The organism is Vibrio sp. GJ43-1 (assembly GCF_055808835.1).
This window is the reverse complement of record NZ_CM147885.1, coordinates 896,691-918,594: the sequence shown is the minus strand read 5'-3', so window position 1 is coordinate 918,594 and position 21,904 is coordinate 896,691. Positions and strand designations below refer to the sequence as shown.

Here is a 21,904-nt window from a genome sequence, read left to right as displayed (position 1 = left end):
AAGCTCGCCTATCCTGCAATCATCTAAAACTGCTTTGGTACACTATCCTTGAGCCTGTATAAGCTAAAAGCGATCGTATTTGATTTAGACAACACTCTCATATCTTCAGATATCAACTTTGTTCAGCTACGCCAACATCTTAATTGCCCACAAGATCGTGATCTACTCAAACATTTGGAGCAGTTTGATCGTCAAGAACAAAATCGATTATCCAACATCATTCGAGAATGCGAAATTAAAGATGCGGTAAACAGTACTCTGATGCCTGGCGCGGTAGAGTTGATTCGTTGGCTAAAGCAAAAACGATATTATACTGGCGTGGTGACTCGAAACTGTCGTCAGGCGGCGATGACCAAAATTACCACTCATCGCTTGCCCATCGAACATTTGCTCACAAGAGAGGAGTTTGCTCCTAAACCAGCTCCTGACGCGTTATATCACCTCATGAATCAGTGGCAACTTGCCCCACAAGAAATACTTTATGTAGGTGACCATTACTACGACATTGCAACAGCCCAAAACGCGGGGTGTCAAAGCTGTTTCATTGCTAACGATAACGTTGAAGTGGGTATACCTCATGAGGCTAACTTTTCTTTTCCATCACTCAAAGGGCTGCTCGAGTGGCTCAAAGCGCGTTAACGTGATTTAGAGTCACTTATAGTCGAACCGTAGTCTCGCGTATTATCTAATCTCGCTTATATTGATACATAGCTTTATCAGCACGATCTAAAAGCTCGTTATGATCGATATCTTCCAACGGTGAACAAGAGACAACCCCAACACTATAACCCAGTTTGTAAATACGAGGATGGGCACTGTTAAACTTCATAATCTCTTCGTCAAATCGGGTCATAGGATAGCGGGCGTCCACTCCGGTCGTGCCCGACATTAGGACCGCAAATTCATCTCCGCCAATACGAGCTATCACATCAGAATCTCTAAAGTTATCAATTAACAATCGAGAAAAAGAGGTCAGCGCATCATCACCGATAGAGTGACCTAACGTATCGTTGATCCGCTTAAAATCGTTCAAATCAAAATACGCTAAACTGTAGGGCTCCATGAGAAACCGACACTTACTGATCACCTTATTTGCGAGTTCATTAAAACCGCGGCGGTTTGAGATCTGGGTCAATTCATCAATGGTGGAGTTTAGATTAGCAACGAGTTCACCTTCTGCCAGTTTGGCGAGATCAATTAAGTCGTGTACTTCTTGATCGGTAAAGTGGCGCGGTTCACGAGCTATAATACACAAGGTTCCAATTTTAGCGCCCTCCGCCAGTTTCAGTGGCACGCCCGCATAAAAACGTATGTTAGGCTCACCTTTCACCAATGGGTTATCCCAGAAGCGACGATCCGCCAATGCGTCCGGAACGATAAATGGCTCATCACCTAGTATCGCGTGACCACAAAATGAAATATCTCGATGAGTTTCGGTAGCATCAATCCCAACCCCTGATTTAAACCACTGCCGCTGTTCATCAATCAAACTGACTAGTGCTATATCGACGTTAAACATACGTTTAGCCAAGCGAGTCACCCGATCAAAACGCTCTTCTCGCGGGGTATCTAAGATCTTGAGCTGGCGAAGAAGATGGATTCTATAGTCTTCGTTAGCAGGAATAGGTGGTGGTTGCATGACATCATGATTCTCTTAGCCTTCATTCATTTAAAACTAGTCGATATGTGCTCTATTTCCACTTGGATGTCAGCGGAAACAAGCAGCACAACCCGTATTTCAGACCGTTATCACAAACCAAATGATAGGTATATAGGTAGATTTTCACGGATTCCCTGAAATTACCCCATTCAACTTAGAAGTCCTCCTCCCCTAACTCTTGATCAAAAAGCGCCCCTCGATAGGAGCGCTCAAATTAATACCAGTTAAACAACGCGCTACTTATTGGCTAACGCATGAAGCAACCTTTCTGTTGGGACTGTAATCGCAACAATCGTCTCATCTTTGATTACCGCTACCGCATCGATCATCTTCTGATACTCTCTAATATCTGCTGAAGATAACACGTCTTGATTACGTGCGCGCTCGATCAAAGTCTGTCCTAGCTGCGCGATGCTCACCGTCGACTTGGCGACATCAACCGTATCGATAGAAGCAATGTTATTAGCAAAAATCGTGGCTGAAGTTTCAGCTGCCGCCGCGACCTTTACATAGTGCAGCTCTAATCCGTCTAATGCGGCTTTATCACCCAACTGATAGGCTTGTACTAAATCGTTCATTTCATAGACGGCATAACTTTCTACCGCGAGTGCGTCGGCAAAACGGTTTAAACGCTCATGTTGATTATACAAATCACCTGGCGTTTCAGTTTGAATCCACTTCTCCCAGTTACGTGCATAATATTGAGCTGGTTCGGTATAGTCAGCCAGAGTCAGCAATGGGTCAGGATTCGCACCATTGGCCAATCTTTCAATCAGTAAGCGGGCATTAGCATGATGACGTAAGCCCACTGAAATTTCAGACCACGTGTCTATCGCTCGCATGCGTTTATACATGCTTACTTCATCGGTTAACGATTCGTCAGACCATAAACGTTCTGCAATAACATAACTACGAGGCCAGATACGATTCTCAACCGTGAGTGAATTGTAGTTCTCACCCCATACCGTAATTTCACCACCAAGAATTAGGGCCTTTTCATCATCGGTAAGCTCAGCTGGGTAGCCACCAGTTGGCGCCGGAATTGACGAGCCTTCTTTAGAAGAAGACGCCACAATCTTGCCGTTAGTCGGCCAACGAACATTACCAATTAACTGGTAGCTACCTTCAGCTAACTGCTCGCCTGACAGATTAAGATTAAATTCGGTATACGACATAAAGTTGTCAAAGTGACCACGGAAGCTTTCCCCTGGTGTGTACTCGATGATGTTAACTTCAGTACGTGATTTACCATTGTAGTCTGTGAATGCACGAACTTTGCCGTCTTTTGCTTGTATGATGGTCAGTAGACCTTTACGTGGACCACCTTTGGTGCGCGGCTTTTCCCATTGATAACTAACGAAACGTTCACCTTCATGAAGCTGATCATCAACGGTAATGCCTTGAGGCATTGGATCATTTCGATAATGGTAACTTGTTGGTTGTGGTTGATCTAGGTAGTAGCCTGTTGATAGTAGACCTTGGTAACCTTCTTGTGCTGCACGACCAATACTATCGTGACCACGCCAACTTTGAATCACGATGGATTTTGGTAGATCTTTGTGCCAAATTTCATCCCAACCAGACATTTTTTTGCCTCGTTGCTCTAGCATCTTTTCAACTTTCGCGTTCAAGTAAGATTGCAAACCACGTTCACCATCCAACTTATTTTCTTTGATAAACGCTTGAATCGACGGGTTTTCTTGCCATTGCTTATAATTTGGCTCATCACCACCGATATGGAAGTACTCATCTGGGAATAGCTCAACTACCTCATCAAACACGCTCTCTAACATCACGTACAAGTCAGGGTTAGTCGGATCCATTAGCGGTTCGAATACCCCCCACTCTCTTTGCTGTTCATAGCTTTGTTCACCCATACCAGACATTAAGTTTGGATAAGCGTGAGCGACAGCGGAAGCATGGCCTGGCAACGAGATTTCTGGAATAACACGAATACCACGCTGACGCGCATACTCAACGACATGGCGAATGTCGTCTTTGGTGTAGTAATCACCATCGGTGGTGTCTTCCCACAGCTTGGTGTAGTTGTCGAGTTGAATACGTATGCCCTGATCATCCCATAGGTGCCAATGGAACACGTTCATTTTTGCCGATGCCATCGCATCAAGCTGTCGTAAAATGACTTCCATTTCAACAAAATGACGAGATGTATCATAAGAAACCCCTCGCCAAGGGAAACGCGGTGCATCGTCAATATTGACTTCCGGTACGTGGTAGCCTTTTGCATCCGTGACAACAAGCTGAAGCAATGTTTCAATACCTCGGATTGCCCCGTAAGGACGATTAGCCTTTAATGTAATTTGACCATTTTTCGCGACTAGCTGATAGGACTCATCAGCATCCATATCTTGCACATCGTTTTGAGGCGCATCCGCAATATCAATAACAAACGTTGCCGAACTCTCAGAATCAGCGTTCCAATTTAAGGTAGGCAAACCGGTTTGTCTTTCTAGACGTTCAATGAATCGCTTAGCGGTAAAGTCAACTCGCTCAGAACGATAACCTTTAATATAAATACTAAAATCTTTTGTGAGCTCAACTTGACTAGGTTCCCAATTCGACCGATTGTGGGTAAGGCATCAAATTAAGATCCGTGTTTGGTGCCGCCGCCCATGCCGTTGCTGACATCAATGAGCCAGCGACGAGCAATGATAATACATTCTTTTTCATTCTTACTTCCTTAGAATACAAAGTTTAATCCAATTCTATAGCGCCATTCCGTCTCGCCAGTATTTGGCGCTGGAATATAAATATTTTTATCAGCATCAACAATTTCAGCATACGGTCTCATGAAGCTAGAGTATTTATATAAGAACTTAAACGTATGCTCTCTCGCAGTTTGCTCACCATTAGCAAGCTCACCAGGGTGATTCGTTATTTGGTCGAAATAGGTATAGGCATAAGAGAACGTATACTTATCCGTGTTATATCCTGTCCACATATCGTAACGGTTGCGACGGATAGTTTCGTTTTCTCCTGCTGCATTTTTGGCTTCTGCACTTGAAAAGTCATATCGATAACGTCCGTGAATAAAGAATCCACTGTCAAAGTTATAATTTAACTTTAGATACGGCATATAAAAGGTATTTGAACTCATAAAGTTCATGGTTAAACCGGGATTTAGAACGAAGTTATCATTGACAGCATAGGTGTAATAGTTGGTAATTTCTGTATTCGACAAACGTAAGTTACTGCCAAAGCTATCGCCGTAAGTCCCGTGGTTCACATTGGTCAGCATCTCAATACCATAGCCGTTATCAAAATGGTGGCCTAAAATAACTCGGCTACGATGGCGGTCTGACGGATCTCGGTATTCGTGCCTTAGATCAAGATACGTAGTCGCAGAATATGCTGAAGAGGACATTAATATAAGTAACGCAGAAGGTATGATTTTATTCATAATAAGTTTCTATTAAATTTGAGTTGTGACGTGCCATATTGAATTCACACGACAAATGCCATCACAAAAAATGTTTCGCATATAATACAGCTGTATAAATTATAGCAACTGCATTACCTGATTTATTATTTAGATATTTTTATTCGAGCTATTTAACACAATTAACGGCGTCTTGAATTAGGTTCGACAATTCATCCCATTTCTCGTCATCAATTAATTGTGGTGACACCATCCACGTACCACCACAACAGTGCACGCGATCAATGGCAAGATAATCATTAATATTTGCTTTACTGATGCCACCAGTAGGCATAAAGGCGACCTCTCCATAAGGCGCTAACAACGATTTAATCATTGGTAAGCCACCTGAAGCCTCGGCTGGGAAAAACTTCAAAAAGCTCAATCCCAACTCTAATGCTTGCTCTACCTGGCTCGGGTTATTAACCCCTGGGACGATGGCAATACCTTTTTCTTGGCAGTACTTAACGGTTGTCGGGTTCAGGCCGGGAGCAACAATGAACTCAGCTCCGGAATCTATCGCGGTATCGACTTGCTCAGTCGTCAGCACCGTACCCGCACCAATGCATAGCTCAGGATAAGCTGCTCTCATTGCTCGGATTGCGTCAGCAGCGGCTTCCGTTCTAAATGTGACTTCTGCAACTGGTAAGCCATTTTCAACCAATACTTTTGCCAACGGGATAGCTTGTTCAACATGGTTAATTTGAATAACGGGTATTACTTTAAATTGTTTTAGTTTATCTATTAACGACATGACACTTCTCTTATATTAAATGGTCCATAGCACCCAACGGAATAACGGCACCAGGGTGTTGAATAACCGTAGACGCCAATTTGTGCCCTAATAACGCGGCATCATCGCCACTTTCACCTGACAACCGAGCCGCTAAATACCCAGCGGCAAACGAATCCCCAGCTGCGCACGTGTCGACTACGTTTGCAACGAGGGACGCAGCAACATAGCTTGCCGTCGGGACGCCTGACTGCAAATCTGCAACAACCTTGCACGGCTCATGCCCACGCTTAATCACCAGCTCTGATACACCCAAACGTTGACAACGACTCTCTACCGACTCCTCATTACCCCAAATCATCACGTCGTCATCTTCTGTCATTAACGCGATATCAACATGTGGCAATATGGCTTGGTACCAGTGTTTAGCTTCTGCAGTGCTCCAGAGTTGTGGACGAAAGTTATTATCAAAAATCACTTTCCCGCCACGAGATTTAAAAGACGTGATTGCGGAAAGTAATCGCTCTCTCGCGGAGTCATCAAGAATCGCAATACTGATTCCACTGACATAGAATGCATCAAATTGATTCGTCGCCAATGCGATCTCTAATTTTGTCGCTACTAAAGAAAAATAATGCCTTGCTGCGCTGTTTTCTCGCCAGTACAGAAAGGTTCGTTCACCTGACGCATCGGTTTCGACCAGATATAATCCAGGCTGTTTACCAACTATGGTTTCGACTAAATTCGTTTCAATCTGTTCATCTTGCCAATGTGACTTCATGTCAGATGAAAGTTGGTCATCACCCAGACCAGTAGCATAAGAAACTTGAATGCCTCTTCGCTGGCCGAGTCGGGCCAGATATAGAGCCGTATTCAACGTGTCACCACCGAATGTTTTTCTCAGCGGTTCACCACTAAGCTCAACCATGCACTCGCCAAAAAACGCTATTTTCATGTTTATACCTTGGGAAAAATAGCTTAGGAGCATTACCTAAGATAAATAGGTGAAAAATATGGAGCGTATTGCAACGCTCCATTCCGCTTAATTACTCTGTCACAGGAGATGACTTAATTGTGGAGCCAGAAGTATCACTCAGTTCCATTTGCGCTCTTTCCGCATCGAGCATCGCTTGCGCTTGCTCAGGAGTCACCGTATTAGCAGGAGTGAGCAAACTCACAACCACACCGGCTAGCGTCGCCACTAACACAGAAGGAATAACCGGGTTGCCCCAATACGTTGTCAATGTTGGGCTTAGCATTACTGTGAATGATGCACATGACGCACCTATCAAAGTCGCGATGGCACCTTGCCAGTTATAACGCTTCCAGAAACGTCCTAGCATGCCGCAGACAAACATCCCAGACATTACGGTTGAAATCATTTTCGTGATGTAGCCAATGATATCGTTTGAAGTTAACGCGAATAACAGTGCAAAACCAATGACAACAATCAGCGCTAAACGAGAATAATTCAGCATGGATTCTTTGTTAGGCATACGACCAGTAAACATCACGTACACATCACGAAGAAGAATCGACACACTAAGCAATAGCATCAGAGCTCGCACTCGACATCGTAGCCGAAAGACCTGCAATCAATACAATCATGCCTACGCCGACTGGCAATACCGTCGCAGCTACATAAGGGAATGAAAAGTTCGGGTTTTCTAGCGATGGGTCAATCGCATGAGCAGCCATACCAATAATGGCAGGAATGATGGAGAAGAATAGATACAGCACACCAGACATTACAAATGAGCGGCGAATGGTAGAGACATCTTTACCTGAGTATATGCGCTGACGGAACGACGGCGTAGCCAATACACCAACACCAATCACAACCGCAAGTGAGACAGCAGGTACCACACCTAACTTTTCGATGGCTAAGAAACTTGTCGCGGCAGGGTCCATCGCAGCATAAAGGTTATCAAGACCACCAATGTATTGCACTGACATCACTGCCATTAAAATAAAGCCAACAAACAAAATAATAGCTTGAATGGTATCGGTCCAAACCACAGCCGTGTAACCACCAATGACGACGTAAATCGTAAAGGCTGCGGCAATAATCACTTTGGCAACGTTTAAATCAATATCAGCGATCCATGCGAGATACATCCCGCCACCAAGAATATGGGCACCCAACCAACCAATAGAGGCGATAAAAATCAGCACACCAACCACATTTTTCACCACGCGATTGGCGCCAACGTAATACGCCAGTTCTTCACTCATGGTCATGAAATTGAGTTTACGTACAGGGGCAAACCATAGAGCTAACAGTAAAATACCTAACGCACCACCAATGCCATACAAAGCACCCGCCCAACCGTTAGCATAACCAAAGCCGACCGCGCCCATACTTGAGTACGGTTCCTACCATGGTGGCAACCGTGGTACCTAAAACAAGAAACAAAGGTAAGCCGCGGCCACCCAAAAGGAAGTCTTCCCCAGATTTTTGATTACGTGATACAAACCACCCTAACCAAATAAGAAAACACACATATATTCCGAAACCAGTTAAAAAGAGTGTACTGTTCATTGAACATCTCCAAATATAATTGTGGCGTGCATTAACCACTTATTGTTTTACGTTATTATCTAAAAGTAACATTTATTGGTTGAATAATTTTAATTCAAAGTGAATTTTTATTGTTATGTGAAGGGCATCATCATGCCCTTCCAATGTTACTTAATATACTTCCCATTAATTATATTAATAGGAGTAACATCTAAGCACGATCTGAGCGATAGCAGGTCACGTCAACTTCTACTTTTACATCAACAACTAAGTCACAAACCATGCAGATACGAGCTGGAGGGTTCGCACCAAAAAACTCGCGGAATACTTTATTGAACGATTGGAAGTAACGAGAATCTGTCAGCACAACTTTAACATGCATCACATCCTCAAGGCCGTAGCCCGCTTCTTCCATAATGTCGACACAGTTTTGGATAGCAAGGCGAGACTGATCAATAATGCCCCCTTCGACCACTTCACCATCGGTCATTGGTGTTTGACCTGAAACATATAGAAAACCGCCCGCCTCTGTTGCTCTCGCAAACGGAAGATGCTGACCACCAGTACCCACTCCACCTTCAACACCGTAACGTTTAATAGTCATTTTAACTCCAAAATTTATACTTAATTACTTACCTAAATATTGATTGCATCAATATTACTCTTTATGTCGATAAATAAATCGACCAAACCTATTCTTTGCCACTTCTTTATTGCTATAGCTAATATGACCATTAACTAGAACACAATCTATTCCATCAGCAACTGATATTGGATCTTCAAATGTTGCCGTATCTTTAATTCGATTTTTATCAAATATTACTAAATCCGCAAATGCGCCTTTTTCGATTATTCCACGTTGCTTCAAATTATATCGCTGTGCAGACAACCCAGTCATTTTATGTACAGCTTCTTCAAGTGAGAATAGTTTTCTATCTCGACAATAATGACTCAGTACTTTTGGGAACGTCCCCCACAATCGAGGATGCGGATGAGGGTCATTTGGCAAACCATCAGAACCCACCATGGTCAAACGGTACTTAAGAACCCGCTCAACGTCCGCTTCATCCATACAATGATAAACCGCCCCGGCGGGTTGCAATGCCTTTGCCGCCTCAAGTAATGGTAAATCCATTTGTTTTGCGATGTCTTTTAGCATTTGCCCCGCAAACTTTGGTAACGCTTCTGACCACGTAATGAAAATATCAATTTCATCGGTTACTTGTTTAAGGTCAAGCGTCGAAGAGCTAGCAGAGTATGGATAGCAGTCACAAGAAACATCTTGATTTTTGACGGTTTCCTCCATCAACTCCAAAACCTCAACCGTTCTCCCCCAATTTCCCGCACCTGCGCACTTCAAGTGAGAAATGACAACAGGCACCTTGGCATGTTCTACGGTTTCAAAGGCCTCTTCCATCGCTTCTAAAATCGCCTCAAATTCGGTTCTCATGTGTGTGGTATAGATGCCACCATGATCGGCGAGTACTTCTGCGAGGCTCATGACTTCTTCAGCGGTCGCTTGTTTGGCACTGGCATAAGCTAAACCAGAACTCAGACCAAGTGCCCCTTGCTCTAACGCTTGCGAAAGCGTGGCTTTCATTGACAATAATTCGCTTTCACTTGCCTCACGAAGCAATTCATCCATGACGTTATTTCGTAACGTGGTGTGACCGACAAGTGCAGCAACGTTTACAGCTGGCTGTGCCGTCATTACGGCATCGGCATAATGCGCAAACGTTGGATACTTAAAATCCTTTTGTTGACCCAATAAATTCATTGGATCGGGTGGCTCATTCGCTAACACTGCCGGAGACGCACTAATGCCACAATTTCCCACAATCACAGTCGTCACACCCTGACTAATTTTAGGCAGACACTCTGGGTAGCGAATAACATTCGTGTCATCATGGGTATGAACGTCGATAAAACCAGGGCTGAGTACTTTTCCCTGCCCCTCAATAACATGCTTAGCTAACCCTGCATCCATTGGTGCAATCTCAGCAATTCGATCACCAAGAATTGCCACATCCGAAAAATACGCTTTAGAGCTCATTCCATCGACAATTTCTACGTTTTTTATAATGATGTCGAACAACATAGTCATCTCTCTTATTCCCATTCATTTCACGAAGCCTATGTTAGAAACTATCCTTAAACATTTCAGTGACCAAACACACAATTATCACCATGAAGTTTGATAGTTTCTAACACAACACTTAATATACTCCTAATCAAACCACTAAAAACAATAACTTACACTAAGTTATCTAACATTTTTTGTCCGGGGGAAATATTATGAATGATAGAAACAATCACAAAACATTGGATTTCTCATCCATTAGAGGTATGAAAGGATTACCTATTACCACTCACCAGGAGCACCGTTACCACGTGACTAACGAGGACATTAGTTTGCCCGTTGCCGTCATCAATAAGCGAGCTCTAGAACACAACATGGACTGGATGCAACAATTTGCGATCCACCATAACGTAAAGCTATGTCCGCATGGGAAAACCACCATGACACCCGCGTTTTTTCAACAACAAAAGGAAAAAGGCGCTTGGGGGATTACCGTTGCCACCGCGCCACAAGCAGAAGTAGCCGCTCACAGCGGTATGACCAATATTATTATGGCGAACCAGCTTGTCGGAAAAACCAATATGGCGATGATTTCTCGCCTAATCGAAGAGACGGAAAGCCAAGTCATATGCTGTGTTGATTCCCAAACCAACGTTGATCAACTCAATACCTTCTTTGCGGCAAAAGGCCAAACGATTAACGTACTCATTGAGCTAGGCGTGGAAGGTGGTCGATGCGGGGTAAGAAGCCACGATGATGTCATGACGTTGGCGCAATACATCGAAGGTAAACCCAATGTCAAACTCGTTGGGATCGAAGTTTATGAAGGGGTGATTCATGGCGGAGATGAAGAACAACGAGTTCGTGACCTATTAACATCCACCATCCAATTAGGTCGCCAGTTACTCAGCGATAAGCTTCTTCCACCGCTACCCATTCTCACTGGAGCTGGGTCGGCATGGTATGACGTCGTTGCAGAAACGCTGGCAAACCTCGATGACTTTGAAGCCATCATTCGCCCTGGCTGTTATGTTATCCATGACACGGGTATTTATCTGGAAGCACAAGAAAAAGTCATGGCACGAGCGCAAAAAAATAGTGGTTTTGCCTGTGATTTAGGAGGTGACCTTACCTCTTCTCTTGAGGTCTGGGCTTACGTTATTTCAAGGCCAGAACCCAATAAAGCCGTGGTTGGGTTGGGTAAACGGGATGTCGCCTTTGACGCAGGACTGCCAACCGCTGAACGCCGCTATCGTAACGGGAAGGCACTACCGGTAAATGATATCACCACGACTAATGTCATGGATCAACATACATTTTTGGCGATTCCAACTGACTCAGATATCCAAGTTGGTGATATGATAGCTTTTTCAACTTCGCATCCATGCCTAACGTTTGACAAGTGGCGTTATATTGCCATCAGTAATGATGAACACGTTGTAGAACAATGGGTTGAAACGGCTTTCTAAGGAAAAAACTGTGAATGTAGACGTCGATATTATTTCGCAAATAACTGAGCGCTATAGCGCGCTTCGTGATGCAGAAAAAAAAGTAGCCGATTTAGTGATGGATGATGTCAGTAGTGCCGCTAACGCCAGCATCACCGAGTTAGCTCAACAGGCGAATGTCAGTGAAGCGACCATTACGCGCTTCGCAAAAGCGGTTGGATGTATCAATGTTCGTGATCTCAAGATTAAGCTTGCCCAGTCTCTCGCCGTTGGCCAGCGGTTCATTATTGAGCCACCCGATCATACTAGCCATCAAGGTATTTATGAGTCGATTAAACAAGCGCTCGACATCAACCGAGCGCTCATCAACGAGCAAGACATAACTCAAGCCGTAGCCATGCTTCACTCAGCAAGACAAGTCATTGCGATCGGTGTGGGTGGCGGGTCCACCATTACCTCCCAAGAACTACAACACCGCCTGTTTCGCTTAGGCTACCCGGTTGTTGCCTATAATGATGGTTTGCTAACTCGGATGGTCGCTGCAACCGCCGATCCTAATGACGTGATGGTGCTCATTTCAGCGACAGGACATACACCACAAGTGATTGAATCTGCAGTGATTGCAAAAGAATATGGTGTTAAATTGATCGCGATTACACCAGCCGATTCTCCATTGGCGAATACCTGCGACATAGTGCTGCCCATCATTCACCAAGAAACGGATTTTATTTATAAGCCATCCGCTTCTCGCTATGCCATGTTAGCGCTGGTCGACGTGCTTTCTATGGAGTTGGCGGTGAATCACAAACGTCGCTCCCGAGATCGCCTGCGACGGCTTAAACTGGCTCTTGATTCGCATCGAACAGGCAGTGATCGCCAACCTTTAGGTGACTAGCCGTGCTTATAGGCTTTATGCCAACCATGAGTATTAGGTAAATCCCGCAAATAATTCTAAAGCTGCATTCGTGCAGCTTTTTCGATCTTCTCACGACTCATGCGACCAATATCCGATTAACCAAAATACCCACTTTCACAGTATTAATACAAACCGTATTCAGTTGTTCATGTTTGATTCAGAATCAAAACGGTATGCTAGCCCCCTACTCGCTTTTTATCAGAGGTTACTATGAAAAACTTACTTATTACCATTAGCGCGTTGATCATTGGTTTCTTTGCGATGATATTCAGTTTGCTAATGGCAATCCCACTGGCCATCGCCGCATTTATTACTGGCAACCGTATTAAAAAGCAGATGGAACAGCAATTAAACAGCCAACCATTCCGCCAAGACGCCGCCCCTGGAGCGACTATCGAAGGTGAATATGAAAACGTCTCAACCAAATAGCCAGCCGCAGCGGTTAAAAGCACGGCACAGCCGAAAAATGGTTGCTTTTGTGTTTTATCTCGCGGTATTTATCAGCGCTGCAATCATGGGGTGCGACAACCGCACTCTGTCAGATTGGGATAATCAAAATACGCAGAAACTAACCACTCCTCAAGCCCAATATTCAAATGAAATGACGCCACATCATCGCGTCATTTCACCCTCACCATCATTAATGGCGCTCCCTTTTTCTAGTATGCCGACAGGTAATTCTGGCGGTATTGCGTAGGGGTGATGCCGCGGTACTTTTTAAACATACGACTAAAACTTGTCAGGTTACGATAACCAAGACGAGCGGCGATCTGTTCAAAGGGCATCCCTAGAATAATCATATTTGCCGCTTCTCCTGAAAGAACAAAGCCGACAATCGACGTAAAATTCAACCCCGAAGATTGCAACCGCCGCTGCAATTGCTGCTCAGACAAAGATAGAAGACCAGACACCTTAGCTAAGGTCGGCAACCCAGAATGGCGTGCATAATTCACCACTTCATACAATACCTTCATATGATCTTGCGGATCAGGCATATTCAAATAGTTATCAAGATCGGCAAAACTCATCGATAATTTGTCTACCGCTATCGAGGGTACTTTACTTCCTTCAAGTCGCAGTTTATTGGGTAACCAGACTTCGACTTGATCGTGCCCCCACTCAATAGGACAGCCAAAATACGCCTGGTATTTTTGACTGTTCACCCGTGATCCCGGTATACAAATTCGATCGGGCGTAAATTGATTGCCCAGATACCGCATCAGTACGTTGCACATAAAATTAGCCACTCGAATGCCATCGTGCACTTTGCCCTGAGCTGAAATTGAGTCATTTAGATAGGTCCATTTAATCAACGGTCCGACAGCTTCCCCTCTAAAGAACGCGCCAGATTGGATACAGGTCACTCCAAAATTAATCCGACGAATAGCAGACGCCAAATCATGACCTGAAAAAACCAACGGCTGATCGACCCCAACTGCTCAAGGTTCCCCCTACGAACCAAATTAAGAACGGCATCAGGATCACCTGTCAGCGCCTCGATATTTTCATAGTAGTGATTAAGAACTGAAACTGGGATTAACGTCATTGGCGAGTCAAACACCGAACTAGGAATGCCAAATGCGGTGGATCTAACACCATATGTGGCAAACAATCCTTCCATCAGCCCTTTCATCGCTATTGCCCGTACAAAGTGTACATTCTCAAACATGAGGGACTCCACACTCATCGATCTCATCAATTATTCATGATTCTTGATGAAATCAATCATTTTGTAAATCAATATTTCATCGTCGCATAGACTCTGCACTCTTCGTATGAACATGAGATCGAACAATGAGTTTATTAAGTGTCCCGTTTGTCGGGACTGGAGCCGATACCGCGTTGCACATTGTGTCTGCTGTAATGCTAATCACCACAATTGGTGCCGCTATTTACGGTTTCTGGAGAATTCATGAACTGCCTATTAACAAAGCTCATCGCCATGACCATCATCAATTAGGCTTAATCACCACACTCACTTGGATTGGCTTTGTTTGGCACTGGGTGTGGGTCATCGCGGTTATCATCGCGTTTGTGGATATGGAAAAAGCCATCGTTCGTTTTAGAGATATTTGGTTAGACAACAAAGGCAACGAGGAGGACACAGCATGCTAGAGGGTTTAGCGGTATGGGCGCTATTTATATACTTACTACGATTAGTGGGTATGCCATGGAATAAACTTTCCAAAGGCTTTGCTTACATTGGCGGCGTCAGTTGGCTGCTTTTCGTTTGGGTTGGACTCATCAATTACACACCTATGGACTTATCCGGAGGATCCTTGGTACAAGCGCCACACATCCAATTACGCCCCGACTCTTCCAATGTCTCTGGGAAAATCATCAAGCTGCATATTAAGCCCAACCAACAATTAGACAAGGGACAATTAGTCTATGAAATTAACCCTAAGCCATATCAAATTGCTTATGACCAATCCCTTATTCAACGTGACATTGCAAAAGGCGCCTATGACAGTGCCATTCAGGATGTTGACATCGCAGAATCCAATTATGACTCGATGCTAAAAAGTGTCCAGACATCAAAGAGTCAGCTTCGCTCTGCAACCGTTGAATATGAACTGCAAACTAAGATGCTCAAACGTTACCAGGAACAAAATTCAGTCGTCAGCAACACCATCACGGAAAGCGATATTGATAAACAAATCAGTTTGGTTGAAATGGCAAGACATAAGGTTAAAACCATTAGCTCACAACTTGACAAGAAAAAGATCGACGCCGAAAAAGCTTTCCTATCCATCAATAAATCACAGTTAGCGGTTGAAAGCAGAAATAACGATTTAAAAGCGGCCAACGAGTCAATCGCGCGCGCTAAGTGGGATCTGGACAGCACTAAAGTTTCCGCTCCCAGCGATGGTTTTGTCACCAACTTTATTCTGCGTGAAGGACAATTATTATCTCGAGTACCAAGAATACAGATGTACACCAACGAGAAATACGTGTTAATGCGTGTCAACCATCAAGCAATCCGAAATATCAAACCCGGTCAACCCGCTGAGTTTTCTACGTCTGTCTATCCTGGTCACGTCTTTGCTGCTGAGGTAGAAGGGATTATTGAAGCTACGGGCGAATCTCAAGGAACATTACTCGGTCTGGATCAATCCGTACGAGCAACAACTGGAAAAAACCTAAATAACAAGCATCACTTCGTTCGTTTAAAAGTATATGAAACAGAAGGCTATGACATTCCCGTTGGTGCCGTTGGCCTTGCTTGGATCAGTGGGGAAAAACCCATCGCGTTTCTTGGTTTCCTTGATGTCATAAGAGGTATCATACTGAGAATGAAGTCGCAGCTTTACTACTTCTACTCAATTTAACACGCCTAGATATCACTATAAAATAACAATTAGGTTGACGAACTACGGCATTAGCCACTCTCATTGAGTGGCTTTTTACTGACTCCCCCTTAGACTTACCATATACAAAAAAGCAATAAGCGCATGTGATACGCATGAGTCTATTGCCACAGTAAATCCGTTACTCTAAGTCACTGAACGGTTGGGGCGAAACGTAACGATTTGTCACTAATGACGCTTTTTCGTTTCAGTTTTTTGCCTCACTCCCCTACAATGTGCCCCATCCTAATCTCAGGTTATCGGCCTGTTGTATTGATGTTACTTAGTAAATTGGTTAATCAAAATGTTTAAACTTTTTAAAACGCGCTTAAGTGCTTATTACGAGTTCCTTATTCTCAACGCGTTGCTAGCAACGCTGATTGGCGTTCGCTACTTCTTATATTTTCCAGAGTTGCCATTTGATGGCATCCAAACCACATTTGCTGCAACCAGTCTCTTTAGCCACATGAGCCTACTAGCGTTAGTGTTTTGGTTACTCGGGTTAGTGCTTTGCGTCCTCCCCCTAAAGGTTAAACGACCTATCCTTGCCCTAATGGCTACCTTAGGCCTGACGTTTTTGTTCGTCGACACCATGGTGTTTGGATTCTACCGATTCCACCTAAACTACCCAGTGCTATCACTGGTAATGTCAGGGCAAATTGTAGAGTTCCCATTATCGGCATGGGCAATGCTTGTTGCCGGACTTGGCGGTGTATTTGCACTGCAATGGTGGGCGCTAGGTCGTATGGAAAGCCAATCCTTTGGCTTTACTAAATCACTGCGTAAAATCTTTTTCCCACTGTTTTTAGTCACGACTTTAACCAGTCATGGCATTCACATCTGGGCATCGGCTAAAACCTATCAGTGCAGTAACATTTGTAAACCAATATCTACCTGTGTTTTACCCAACAATCGCCAACTCTTTCCTAATCAAACATGGATGGCTTGACCGAGAAGAGCTTGAACAAAGTCAGGCAAAAACACCAAAAATCCAAGGCGGCTTGAACTACCCTGTCCATCCATTGGTCGGCGACGCTCCAGCCCAACCAAAAAACATCATGTTGATCCTGATTGACTCATGGCGACCAGATACCGTCACACCGCAATACATGCCAACCGTGTATGAGATGTCTAAAGAAGGCGTATCTTTTGATAAACACTACGCATCGGGTAACGCAACCCGCATGGGCACATTTGGTCTGTTCTACGGACTGCCGGGTCCATACTGGCACCCAATGCTAGCCAACCAGCGTCCAACCGTATTGATGGATAGATTGCAACAACTCGACTATCAAATTGGTGTGTTTACCTCTGCGCACATTGAGTCGCCTGAGTTCAATCGTACCATTTTTGCCAAGATCCCTAACTTACGTCTTCGTGGTCAAGCAAAAGGTGATGCGTCGGACAGAGACATTGAACTCGTGGAAGATTGGAAAACGTGGTATGACAACCGTACCGACAAACCCACCTTTTCATTCATGTTCTTTGATGCGCCACATGGCTTCGTATTCCCTAAAGATTACCAGCCAAGATTTGAGCCAATGTCTGGACCTAATAACCCGTTTGTTCGCAGTAATGACTCGGATCCAGAGCCAGTGTTAAATCGTTATCGCACCAGCACACACTTTGTTGACAGTAAAATTAAAGAAGTGGTTGAGAAGCTTAAAGCGGAAGGCACGTACGACGATACATTAATCATTGTCACTGCAGTGACCATGGTGAAGAGTTTAACGACAACGGACAAAACTTCTGGGGTCACAACGGTAACTTTACCGAGGCGCAAATCAAAGTGCCATTTATCTTGCTCGGCGCTGGTATAGACAAAGCAAGCAACCAATGGCCCGCGGGTATGATGACCACCCACTTTGATTTAGTGCCAACGCTGATGAAGAACTATTTAGGCGTGACTAATGATCTAAAAGACTACACCATTGGTGAAGACCTCTTAGGAGAAGCGGTTGATCGACCGTTTACCATCGTTGCTGACTATGGTGACTACTCTATTGTGTCTGAAGATAAAATCTTCTCGTTGAAAGGTAACGGGCTATACGAAGTCAGGGACGGCAGCAACCGACTGCTACCAGAACAAGAGATTGATCGTGAACGTATGCAATACGCGTTAGAAGTGCTAACTCGATACACAAAATAACGAGATAACCCATTTAATTGCGTTCATTAATAACGGAAGAAGCGTTCGCTTCTTCCGTTTTTTTATTCAATCGGCGATTCAAGCACTAGACCAGAAATACTAACCGTTAAGTATTCCCACTAAGTCACTCACTTTGCCCTTAGATATCGTCCTGCACCTCGATGTAGAAGACTTCTGCACTACACCTTGCAACTCGCACCTCTCCTTGAGTCGCATTTTGACGAGCATCAAAGGCGGACACTAACTGAATCGTCGGATCAATCGATATAGTCTTATCACGTTGAGACTTATTAATCACGACCAACCCTTTACTGCCACGAGTAAAGGCAAGAATGTCATCATTCGCTTCTATCACCTCAAAACTCTCACCATGCATACGATGATAAAACTCAATCAACCGTGATAGTTTAGGATCGTTCCAGCTATTAACCCACCTTGGTTGCCCTTGTTGATTGGTGATCCCACTAGGATCCAAGTCTGAATAAATGAGCGGAACCCCACCATCTCGACCTAAAATATAGACATACGCAAGCCATTCATTTTGCTCTGTTAATACCAAATTTTGAAATACATCATTGTTGGGAATGTCATGGGTGGTTGCAAAAGTGATCGAACGTGCATTGGTAAGTGCTTGACCAAAGCAGTAAGGATCAATAAGCGAAGCCATGCTCCCATCACTTTGGAAAACCTCAAATAAGGTATTAAACAATGGAAAATCATACGCCGATAGACGAGTTGCTTTCAAATAAGGCTGCAAAAACAGTTCATACTCTTCTTTGGTTGCACCACCATCGGTAATAATTTCGCCAAAGACGTGCATTCCATCTGTTATATCATCGGTAAATACCGCCTGGATATGTTCAAGGCTGAGGTGCTTTGCCGCATCAATACGATACCCTCGAACCCCAAGACCCTTCATCGCTCGTAAATACGCTTGTTGCTGGTCTATCACCCGCTTACTGGTTCTTAAGGTTGGCAAGCCAGGATCCTTTGGTCCTCCCGTTAGGCGGCCATTTTGAACCTCCCATCGATCTTTCCAGTTTTTAATACCAAATGCCTCAACAAAGTCATTTTCATCAAAAAGTGGCTCGCTAAGATCTCCGAATAACTTCTGTTGTTCAAAATACTGATGATGAGAGCGATAGCGTGCTAAATCTTCGGAACTCGGATACTGCAGGTCTAATCTAGCGCCGGATTCATTGGCCATATGATTAAAAACCACATCGATATATACCCATAAATCAAGTGCATTAAGGGTTACCATCATTGCCTTAAAGTCTTCAGTATTACCCAGTTTATTATCAATCACTCGATAGTCTTGCGGTTGATAAAGCTGCCACCATTGAACAGACGTAGATTGTCTAAATGATTTCATCGGAGGCGAAACCAGTATCGTCTTATAGCCCGCAGCTTTAATCTCTTGTGCTCTTTCTGTTACCAATGCATATGGCCAATCAAAGGCATGCAAAATGACATTACTCTGGCTCAGTGCCGAATGTGACATGTTGACTCCTGTCAATAATGCGTGTGTTACTCTGTTTGCCATTATATCGAAACTCATCACCGCCAAATCCTCCTCTACTCGGTTTCTGTTGTATGAGGAGCTAGGCGTAGCGACTATTAGGTACTAAATAACTAACTCGTTGTAGATAGCTAACTCATTATAGATAACTACCTCGTTGTAGATAACTAACGGCGTCTATCACCACTACCATCTAAATGTTGGACATAAAAAAACGCGCCGTTGAGGGCGCGTTAATATCTCTACTCGTCTATCGGAAAAGAGTTAAAACTTCTTAGGTGCAAAGCCTGTCATCACATCTAGGCGTAGCTCTTTACCAATCTTCGTCATTGGGTGAACAACCACTAAGCCTTTCACGCTCTTTTTCAATTTACCTAAATCCGCTTGTTCTGCTTTCGTGATTTCACGGTAGAACGGCATGTCCAGCAAGCTCTTACGCTCTTTGTTCATGTCATAGCTTTCTTTATGCTGAAGCTGAGCCAGTTTCTTTGTCAGCTTATCAATTTCATCCGTAAATTTAGAGATCATCTCGCTGTCACTACGAGATTGAGCACTGTTTAGCTTATGACGACAAGCATCAAGACGGTTTTTAAGTGTTTGGATTTCTTTTTTCATGCTCATTGTAATCTGAACCTAGTATACGAATGAATAAAACGGACGCGGAGTGTATCACAGACTCCCCACGCATGCTGTTAAGTTTAAGTACGGTATAGAACCTTTACGATGTGCCAGCCAAACTTTGTTTTCACTAGGTGAGGCGTTAACACTTCTCCGGTAAAGCAGATTTTGTCAAATTGTGGAACCATTTGACCTTTTCTAAACTCACCGAGGTCTCCTCCTTTTTTGCCAGAAGGACACGTAGAATATTTCTTAGCAAGAGCCTGAAATTTAGCACCTTTTTTCAACTGACCCATAATGTCGTCTGCTTTGTCTTTATGCTTAACAAGGATGTGAAGTGCGTGTGCGGTTCTTGCCATAACGTGTCTACCCTAATACAAAATGAAGAGATGCTACTAATAGCGCAAAGTGTAAATCAAAATGAGAGCGAAATCACGTTTACAATCCAAGCCACTTCAACTTTATTCTGATCTGCCGCAGATAAGTTAGGGAAAACTAAAACTATTCTATAGAATTAGACTGTCACCAACCTAGAGTATGAATACCAATGTCGACAAAAATAAGTAAAGCCAATCAAGCACAAGGTATGTTGCTATTTACGCTTAATATGCAGAAACAGCGCTTTGCCATCGGCACACTTAAAGTGCGAGAAATCGTGCCATTTTTGCCTACAACACAAATCCCTTACTCTCATCGTCATGTGGTTGGCACAGTAAGCATCCGTGGCTTAACCGTTCCCGTCATCGATATGGCAGCGGCCATTGGCTTTAGACCGATTACTCCCGAAGAGTATTCGACGACGTATCTTGTTGTAACCGACTGTCTGCGCACCGTGGTCGCCTTTATGGTGAGAGAAATCGATAAAATCATAGAGTGTAATTGGAAGGAAATAGAGCCAGCGCCAGAAAGTTCTGGAAAGAATATTTTCGTTACCGGAGTCACTAAGTTTAATGACGACATCGTCCAGCTACTCGATGTAGAGTTACTATTGTCGAAAATTTACCCACAATACGCTGATACTAAAATCCCGATGCTCACAGATGTGCAACGAGAGCGAATGAAGGCCTTGAACGTATTACTTGTGGATGATTCATCTATCGCAAGAAAACAGCTTGGCGATGCGCTGAACCAAATTAATATCCCCTTTGAGATCTGCAAAGATGGCAACAGCGCGTTGGCTTTTATGCGTGAAAAAGCGCACTCCCCTCAAGCAATCGACATCCTTGTCAGTGATATTGAAATGCCAGGACTCGACGGTTATGAGCTCGTTTTTGAAGTGCAAAATGACACATCATTGAACCGCGCCTATCGAATCCTACACACCTCTTTATCTAGCGAGATGTGTACCGATCGCGCAAGGCAGGTGGGCGCACACGAAGCGTTAGTAAAGTTCAATGCAGGAGAGCTCATTGAGGCTATGTTACGAGGCGCCGAAACCTTTGTGGAATCCAAAGCGGCCTCATAACAG

Annotated in this window: 19 protein-coding genes and 4 pseudogenes; 11 read left to right on the top strand and 12 right to left on the bottom strand. The window is 44.0% G+C overall.

Going from position 1 to position 21,904, the window contains the following annotated elements; all coding sequences use genetic code 11:
* The first annotated feature begins 48 nt into the window (after positions 1-48).
* Positions 49-639 carry an HAD family hydrolase gene (locus AC0L66_RS21480; RefSeq protein ID WP_473570843.1) on the top strand — a complete coding sequence of 197 codons (591 nt, stop codon included), beginning with the start codon at positions 49-51 and terminating at the stop codon, positions 637-639.
* A 46-nt stretch (positions 640-685) separates the two neighbouring features.
* Here AC0L66_RS21480 and AC0L66_RS21475 read toward each other — a convergent pair whose 3' ends face one another.
* From AC0L66_RS21475 to AC0L66_RS21440, 8 genes and pseudogenes are all read right to left on the bottom strand, one after another.
* Positions 686-1,639: a GGDEF domain-containing protein gene (locus tag AC0L66_RS21475; protein ID WP_265674148.1), complete on the bottom strand. Its 954-nt coding sequence runs from the start codon at positions 1,637-1,639 to the stop codon at positions 686-688.
* 257 nt (positions 1,640-1,896) lie between these two features.
* Positions 1,897-4,351: pseudogene (locus tag AC0L66_RS21470) on the bottom strand (family 20 glycosylhydrolase).
* 10 nt (positions 4,352-4,361) lie between these two features.
* The gene (locus tag AC0L66_RS21465) at positions 4,362-5,081 is read right to left on the bottom strand and encodes an oligogalacturonate-specific porin KdgM family protein (RefSeq protein ID WP_473570841.1); all 720 of its coding nucleotides are present in this window, start codon (positions 5,079-5,081) and stop codon (positions 4,362-4,364) included.
* 148 nt (positions 5,082-5,229) lie between these two features.
* Entirely contained in the window at positions 5,230-5,853 is a 624-nt protein-coding gene (locus AC0L66_RS21460; protein ID WP_473570839.1) for a bifunctional 4-hydroxy-2-oxoglutarate aldolase/2-dehydro-3-deoxy-phosphogluconate aldolase, read from the bottom strand.
* A gap of 10 nt (positions 5,854-5,863) precedes the next feature.
* Positions 5,864-6,787 carry a sugar kinase gene (locus tag AC0L66_RS21455; RefSeq protein WP_473570837.1) on the bottom strand — a complete coding sequence of 308 codons (924 nt, stop codon included), beginning with the start codon at positions 6,785-6,787 and terminating at the stop codon, positions 5,864-5,866.
* 91 nt (positions 6,788-6,878) lie between these two features.
* Positions 6,879-8,374: pseudogene (locus AC0L66_RS21450) on the bottom strand (sodium:solute symporter family protein).
* Positions 8,375-8,564: 190 nt separating this feature from the next.
* Entirely contained in the window at positions 8,565-8,957 is a 393-nt protein-coding gene (locus tag AC0L66_RS21445) for a RidA family protein (RefSeq protein WP_265674154.1), read from the bottom strand.
* Positions 8,958-9,011: 54 nt separating this feature from the next.
* Positions 9,012-10,451, bottom strand: coding sequence for an N-acyl-D-amino-acid deacylase family protein (locus AC0L66_RS21440; protein ID WP_473570866.1), 1,440 nt, complete (start codon positions 10,449-10,451; stop codon positions 9,012-9,014).
* A gap of 197 nt (positions 10,452-10,648) precedes the next feature.
* On the opposite strand from AC0L66_RS21440, the gene AC0L66_RS21435 reads away from it, so the two are divergent.
* The 4 genes from AC0L66_RS21435 to AC0L66_RS21420 all read left to right on the top strand — a co-directional run bounded on the left by AC0L66_RS21435 (position 10,649) and on the right by AC0L66_RS21420 (position 13,494).
* Entirely contained in the window at positions 10,649-11,902 is a 1,254-nt protein-coding gene (locus tag AC0L66_RS21435) for an amino acid deaminase (protein WP_473570835.1), read from the top strand.
* Positions 11,903-11,912: 10 nt separating this feature from the next.
* A complete protein-coding gene (locus tag AC0L66_RS21430; protein WP_265674155.1) occupies positions 11,913-12,776 on the top strand; it encodes a MurR/RpiR family transcriptional regulator in 864 nt (287 codons plus the stop codon).
* Between the two features lie 231 nt (positions 12,777-13,007).
* Positions 13,008-13,226 (top strand): hypothetical protein, encoded by a 219-nt coding sequence (locus AC0L66_RS21425; RefSeq protein ID WP_265674156.1) that lies wholly within the window; start codon positions 13,008-13,010, stop codon positions 13,224-13,226.
* A complete protein-coding gene (locus tag AC0L66_RS21420) occupies positions 13,204-13,494 on the top strand; it encodes a hypothetical protein (protein WP_473570833.1) in 291 nt (96 codons plus the stop codon). Before AC0L66_RS21425 ends, AC0L66_RS21420 begins: the two co-directional genes overlap by 23 nt.
* Here the strand turns inward: AC0L66_RS21420 and AC0L66_RS21415 are convergent.
* Positions 13,457-14,466: pseudogene (locus AC0L66_RS21415) on the bottom strand (helix-turn-helix domain-containing protein). The gene AC0L66_RS21420 and the pseudogene AC0L66_RS21415 overlap by 38 nt on opposite strands.
* Before the next feature lie 125 nt (positions 14,467-14,591).
* Between AC0L66_RS21415 and AC0L66_RS21410 the strand changes: the two are divergent.
* The 5 genes and pseudogenes from AC0L66_RS21410 (at position 14,592) to AC0L66_RS21390 (ending at position 18,296) form a co-directional block, all read left to right on the top strand.
* Positions 14,592-14,912, top strand: a complete 321-nt coding sequence (locus AC0L66_RS21410) for an MFS transporter (RefSeq protein ID WP_265674159.1) — start codon at positions 14,592-14,594, stop codon at positions 14,910-14,912.
* Positions 14,906-16,129: an HlyD family secretion protein gene (locus AC0L66_RS21405; protein ID WP_473570831.1), complete on the top strand. Its 1,224-nt coding sequence runs from the start codon at positions 14,906-14,908 to the stop codon at positions 16,127-16,129. Before AC0L66_RS21410 ends, AC0L66_RS21405 begins: the two co-directional genes overlap by 7 nt.
* 322 nt (positions 16,130-16,451) lie before the next feature.
* Positions 16,452-17,112: pseudogene (locus tag AC0L66_RS21400) on the top strand (DUF3413 domain-containing protein); the annotation flags it as partial.
* 93 nt (positions 17,113-17,205) lie between these two features.
* Positions 17,206-17,967, top strand: a complete 762-nt coding sequence (locus AC0L66_RS21395) for a sulfatase-like hydrolase/transferase (RefSeq protein WP_473570865.1) — start codon at positions 17,206-17,208, stop codon at positions 17,965-17,967.
* On the top strand, positions 17,937-18,296 hold the full coding sequence (locus tag AC0L66_RS21390) for a hypothetical protein (protein WP_473570830.1): 360 nt from the start codon (positions 17,937-17,939) through the stop codon (positions 18,294-18,296). The genes AC0L66_RS21395 and AC0L66_RS21390 overlap by 31 nt, the downstream gene beginning before the upstream one ends.
* Before the next feature lie 139 nt (positions 18,297-18,435).
* On the opposite strand, the gene AC0L66_RS21385 is transcribed toward AC0L66_RS21390, so the two are convergent.
* The 3 genes from AC0L66_RS21385 to AC0L66_RS21375 all read right to left on the bottom strand — a co-directional run bounded on the left by AC0L66_RS21385 (position 18,436) and on the right by AC0L66_RS21375 (position 20,795).
* Positions 18,436-19,800 carry an alpha-amylase family glycosyl hydrolase gene (locus AC0L66_RS21385; RefSeq protein WP_265674162.1) on the bottom strand — a complete coding sequence of 455 codons (1,365 nt, stop codon included), beginning with the start codon at positions 19,798-19,800 and terminating at the stop codon, positions 18,436-18,438.
* A 282-nt stretch (positions 19,801-20,082) separates the two neighbouring features.
* The gene (locus AC0L66_RS21380; protein ID WP_265674163.1) at positions 20,083-20,439 is read right to left on the bottom strand and encodes a YibL family ribosome-associated protein; all 357 of its coding nucleotides are present in this window, start codon (positions 20,437-20,439) and stop codon (positions 20,083-20,085) included.
* 77 nt (positions 20,440-20,516) lie between these two features.
* A complete protein-coding gene (locus AC0L66_RS21375; protein WP_250616217.1) occupies positions 20,517-20,795 on the bottom strand; it encodes a peptidylprolyl isomerase in 279 nt (92 codons plus the stop codon).
* Positions 20,796-20,983: 188 nt separating this feature from the next.
* Here AC0L66_RS21375 and AC0L66_RS21370 point away from each other — a divergent pair, with 188 nt between their 5' ends.
* Positions 20,984-21,901: a chemotaxis protein gene (locus AC0L66_RS21370; RefSeq protein ID WP_265674164.1), complete on the top strand. Its 918-nt coding sequence runs from the start codon at positions 20,984-20,986 to the stop codon at positions 21,899-21,901.
* Positions 21,902-21,904 lie beyond the last annotated feature (3 nt).

Coding starts and splice junctions, on each gene's coding strand:
- AC0L66_RS21385 (WP_265674162.1), bottom strand. CDS start 19,800: ATGTCACATTCGGCACTGAGCCAGAGTAATGTCATTTTGCATGCCTTT.
- AC0L66_RS21380 (WP_265674163.1), bottom strand. CDS start 20,439: ATGAGCATGAAAAAAGAAATCCAAACACTTAAAAACCGTCTTGATGCT.
- AC0L66_RS21375 (WP_250616217.1), bottom strand. CDS start 20,795: ATGGCAAGAACCGCACACGCACTTCACATCCTTGTTAAGCATAAAGAC.
- AC0L66_RS21445 (WP_265674154.1), bottom strand. CDS start 8,957: ATGACTATTAAACGTTACGGTGTTGAAGGTGGAGTGGGTACTGGTGGT.
- AC0L66_RS21455 (WP_473570837.1), bottom strand. CDS start 6,787: ATGAAAATAGCGTTTTTTGGCGAGTGCATGGTTGAGCTTAGTGGTGAA.
- AC0L66_RS21460 (WP_473570839.1), bottom strand. CDS start 5,853: ATGTCGTTAATAGATAAACTAAAACAATTTAAAGTAATACCCGTTATT.
- AC0L66_RS21395 (WP_473570865.1), top strand. CDS start 17,206: ATGTTGATCCTGATTGACTCATGGCGACCAGATACCGTCACACCGCAA.
- AC0L66_RS21425 (WP_265674156.1), top strand. CDS start 13,008: ATGAAAAACTTACTTATTACCATTAGCGCGTTGATCATTGGTTTCTTT.
- AC0L66_RS21440 (WP_473570866.1), bottom strand. CDS start 10,451: ATGTTGTTCGACATCATTATAAAAAACGTAGAAATTGTCGATGGAATG.
- AC0L66_RS21435 (WP_473570835.1), top strand. CDS start 10,649: ATGAATGATAGAAACAATCACAAAACATTGGATTTCTCATCCATTAGA.
- AC0L66_RS21410 (WP_265674159.1), top strand. CDS start 14,592: ATGAGTTTATTAAGTGTCCCGTTTGTCGGGACTGGAGCCGATACCGCG.
- AC0L66_RS21475 (WP_265674148.1), bottom strand. CDS start 1,639: ATGCAACCACCACCTATTCCTGCTAACGAAGACTATAGAATCCATCTT.
- AC0L66_RS21370 (WP_265674164.1), top strand. CDS start 20,984: ATGTCGACAAAAATAAGTAAAGCCAATCAAGCACAAGGTATGTTGCTA.
- AC0L66_RS21465 (WP_473570841.1), bottom strand. CDS start 5,081: ATGAATAAAATCATACCTTCTGCGTTACTTATATTAATGTCCTCTTCA.
- AC0L66_RS21420 (WP_473570833.1), top strand. CDS start 13,204: ATGAAAACGTCTCAACCAAATAGCCAGCCGCAGCGGTTAAAAGCACGG.
- AC0L66_RS21405 (WP_473570831.1), top strand. CDS start 14,906: ATGCTAGAGGGTTTAGCGGTATGGGCGCTATTTATATACTTACTACGA.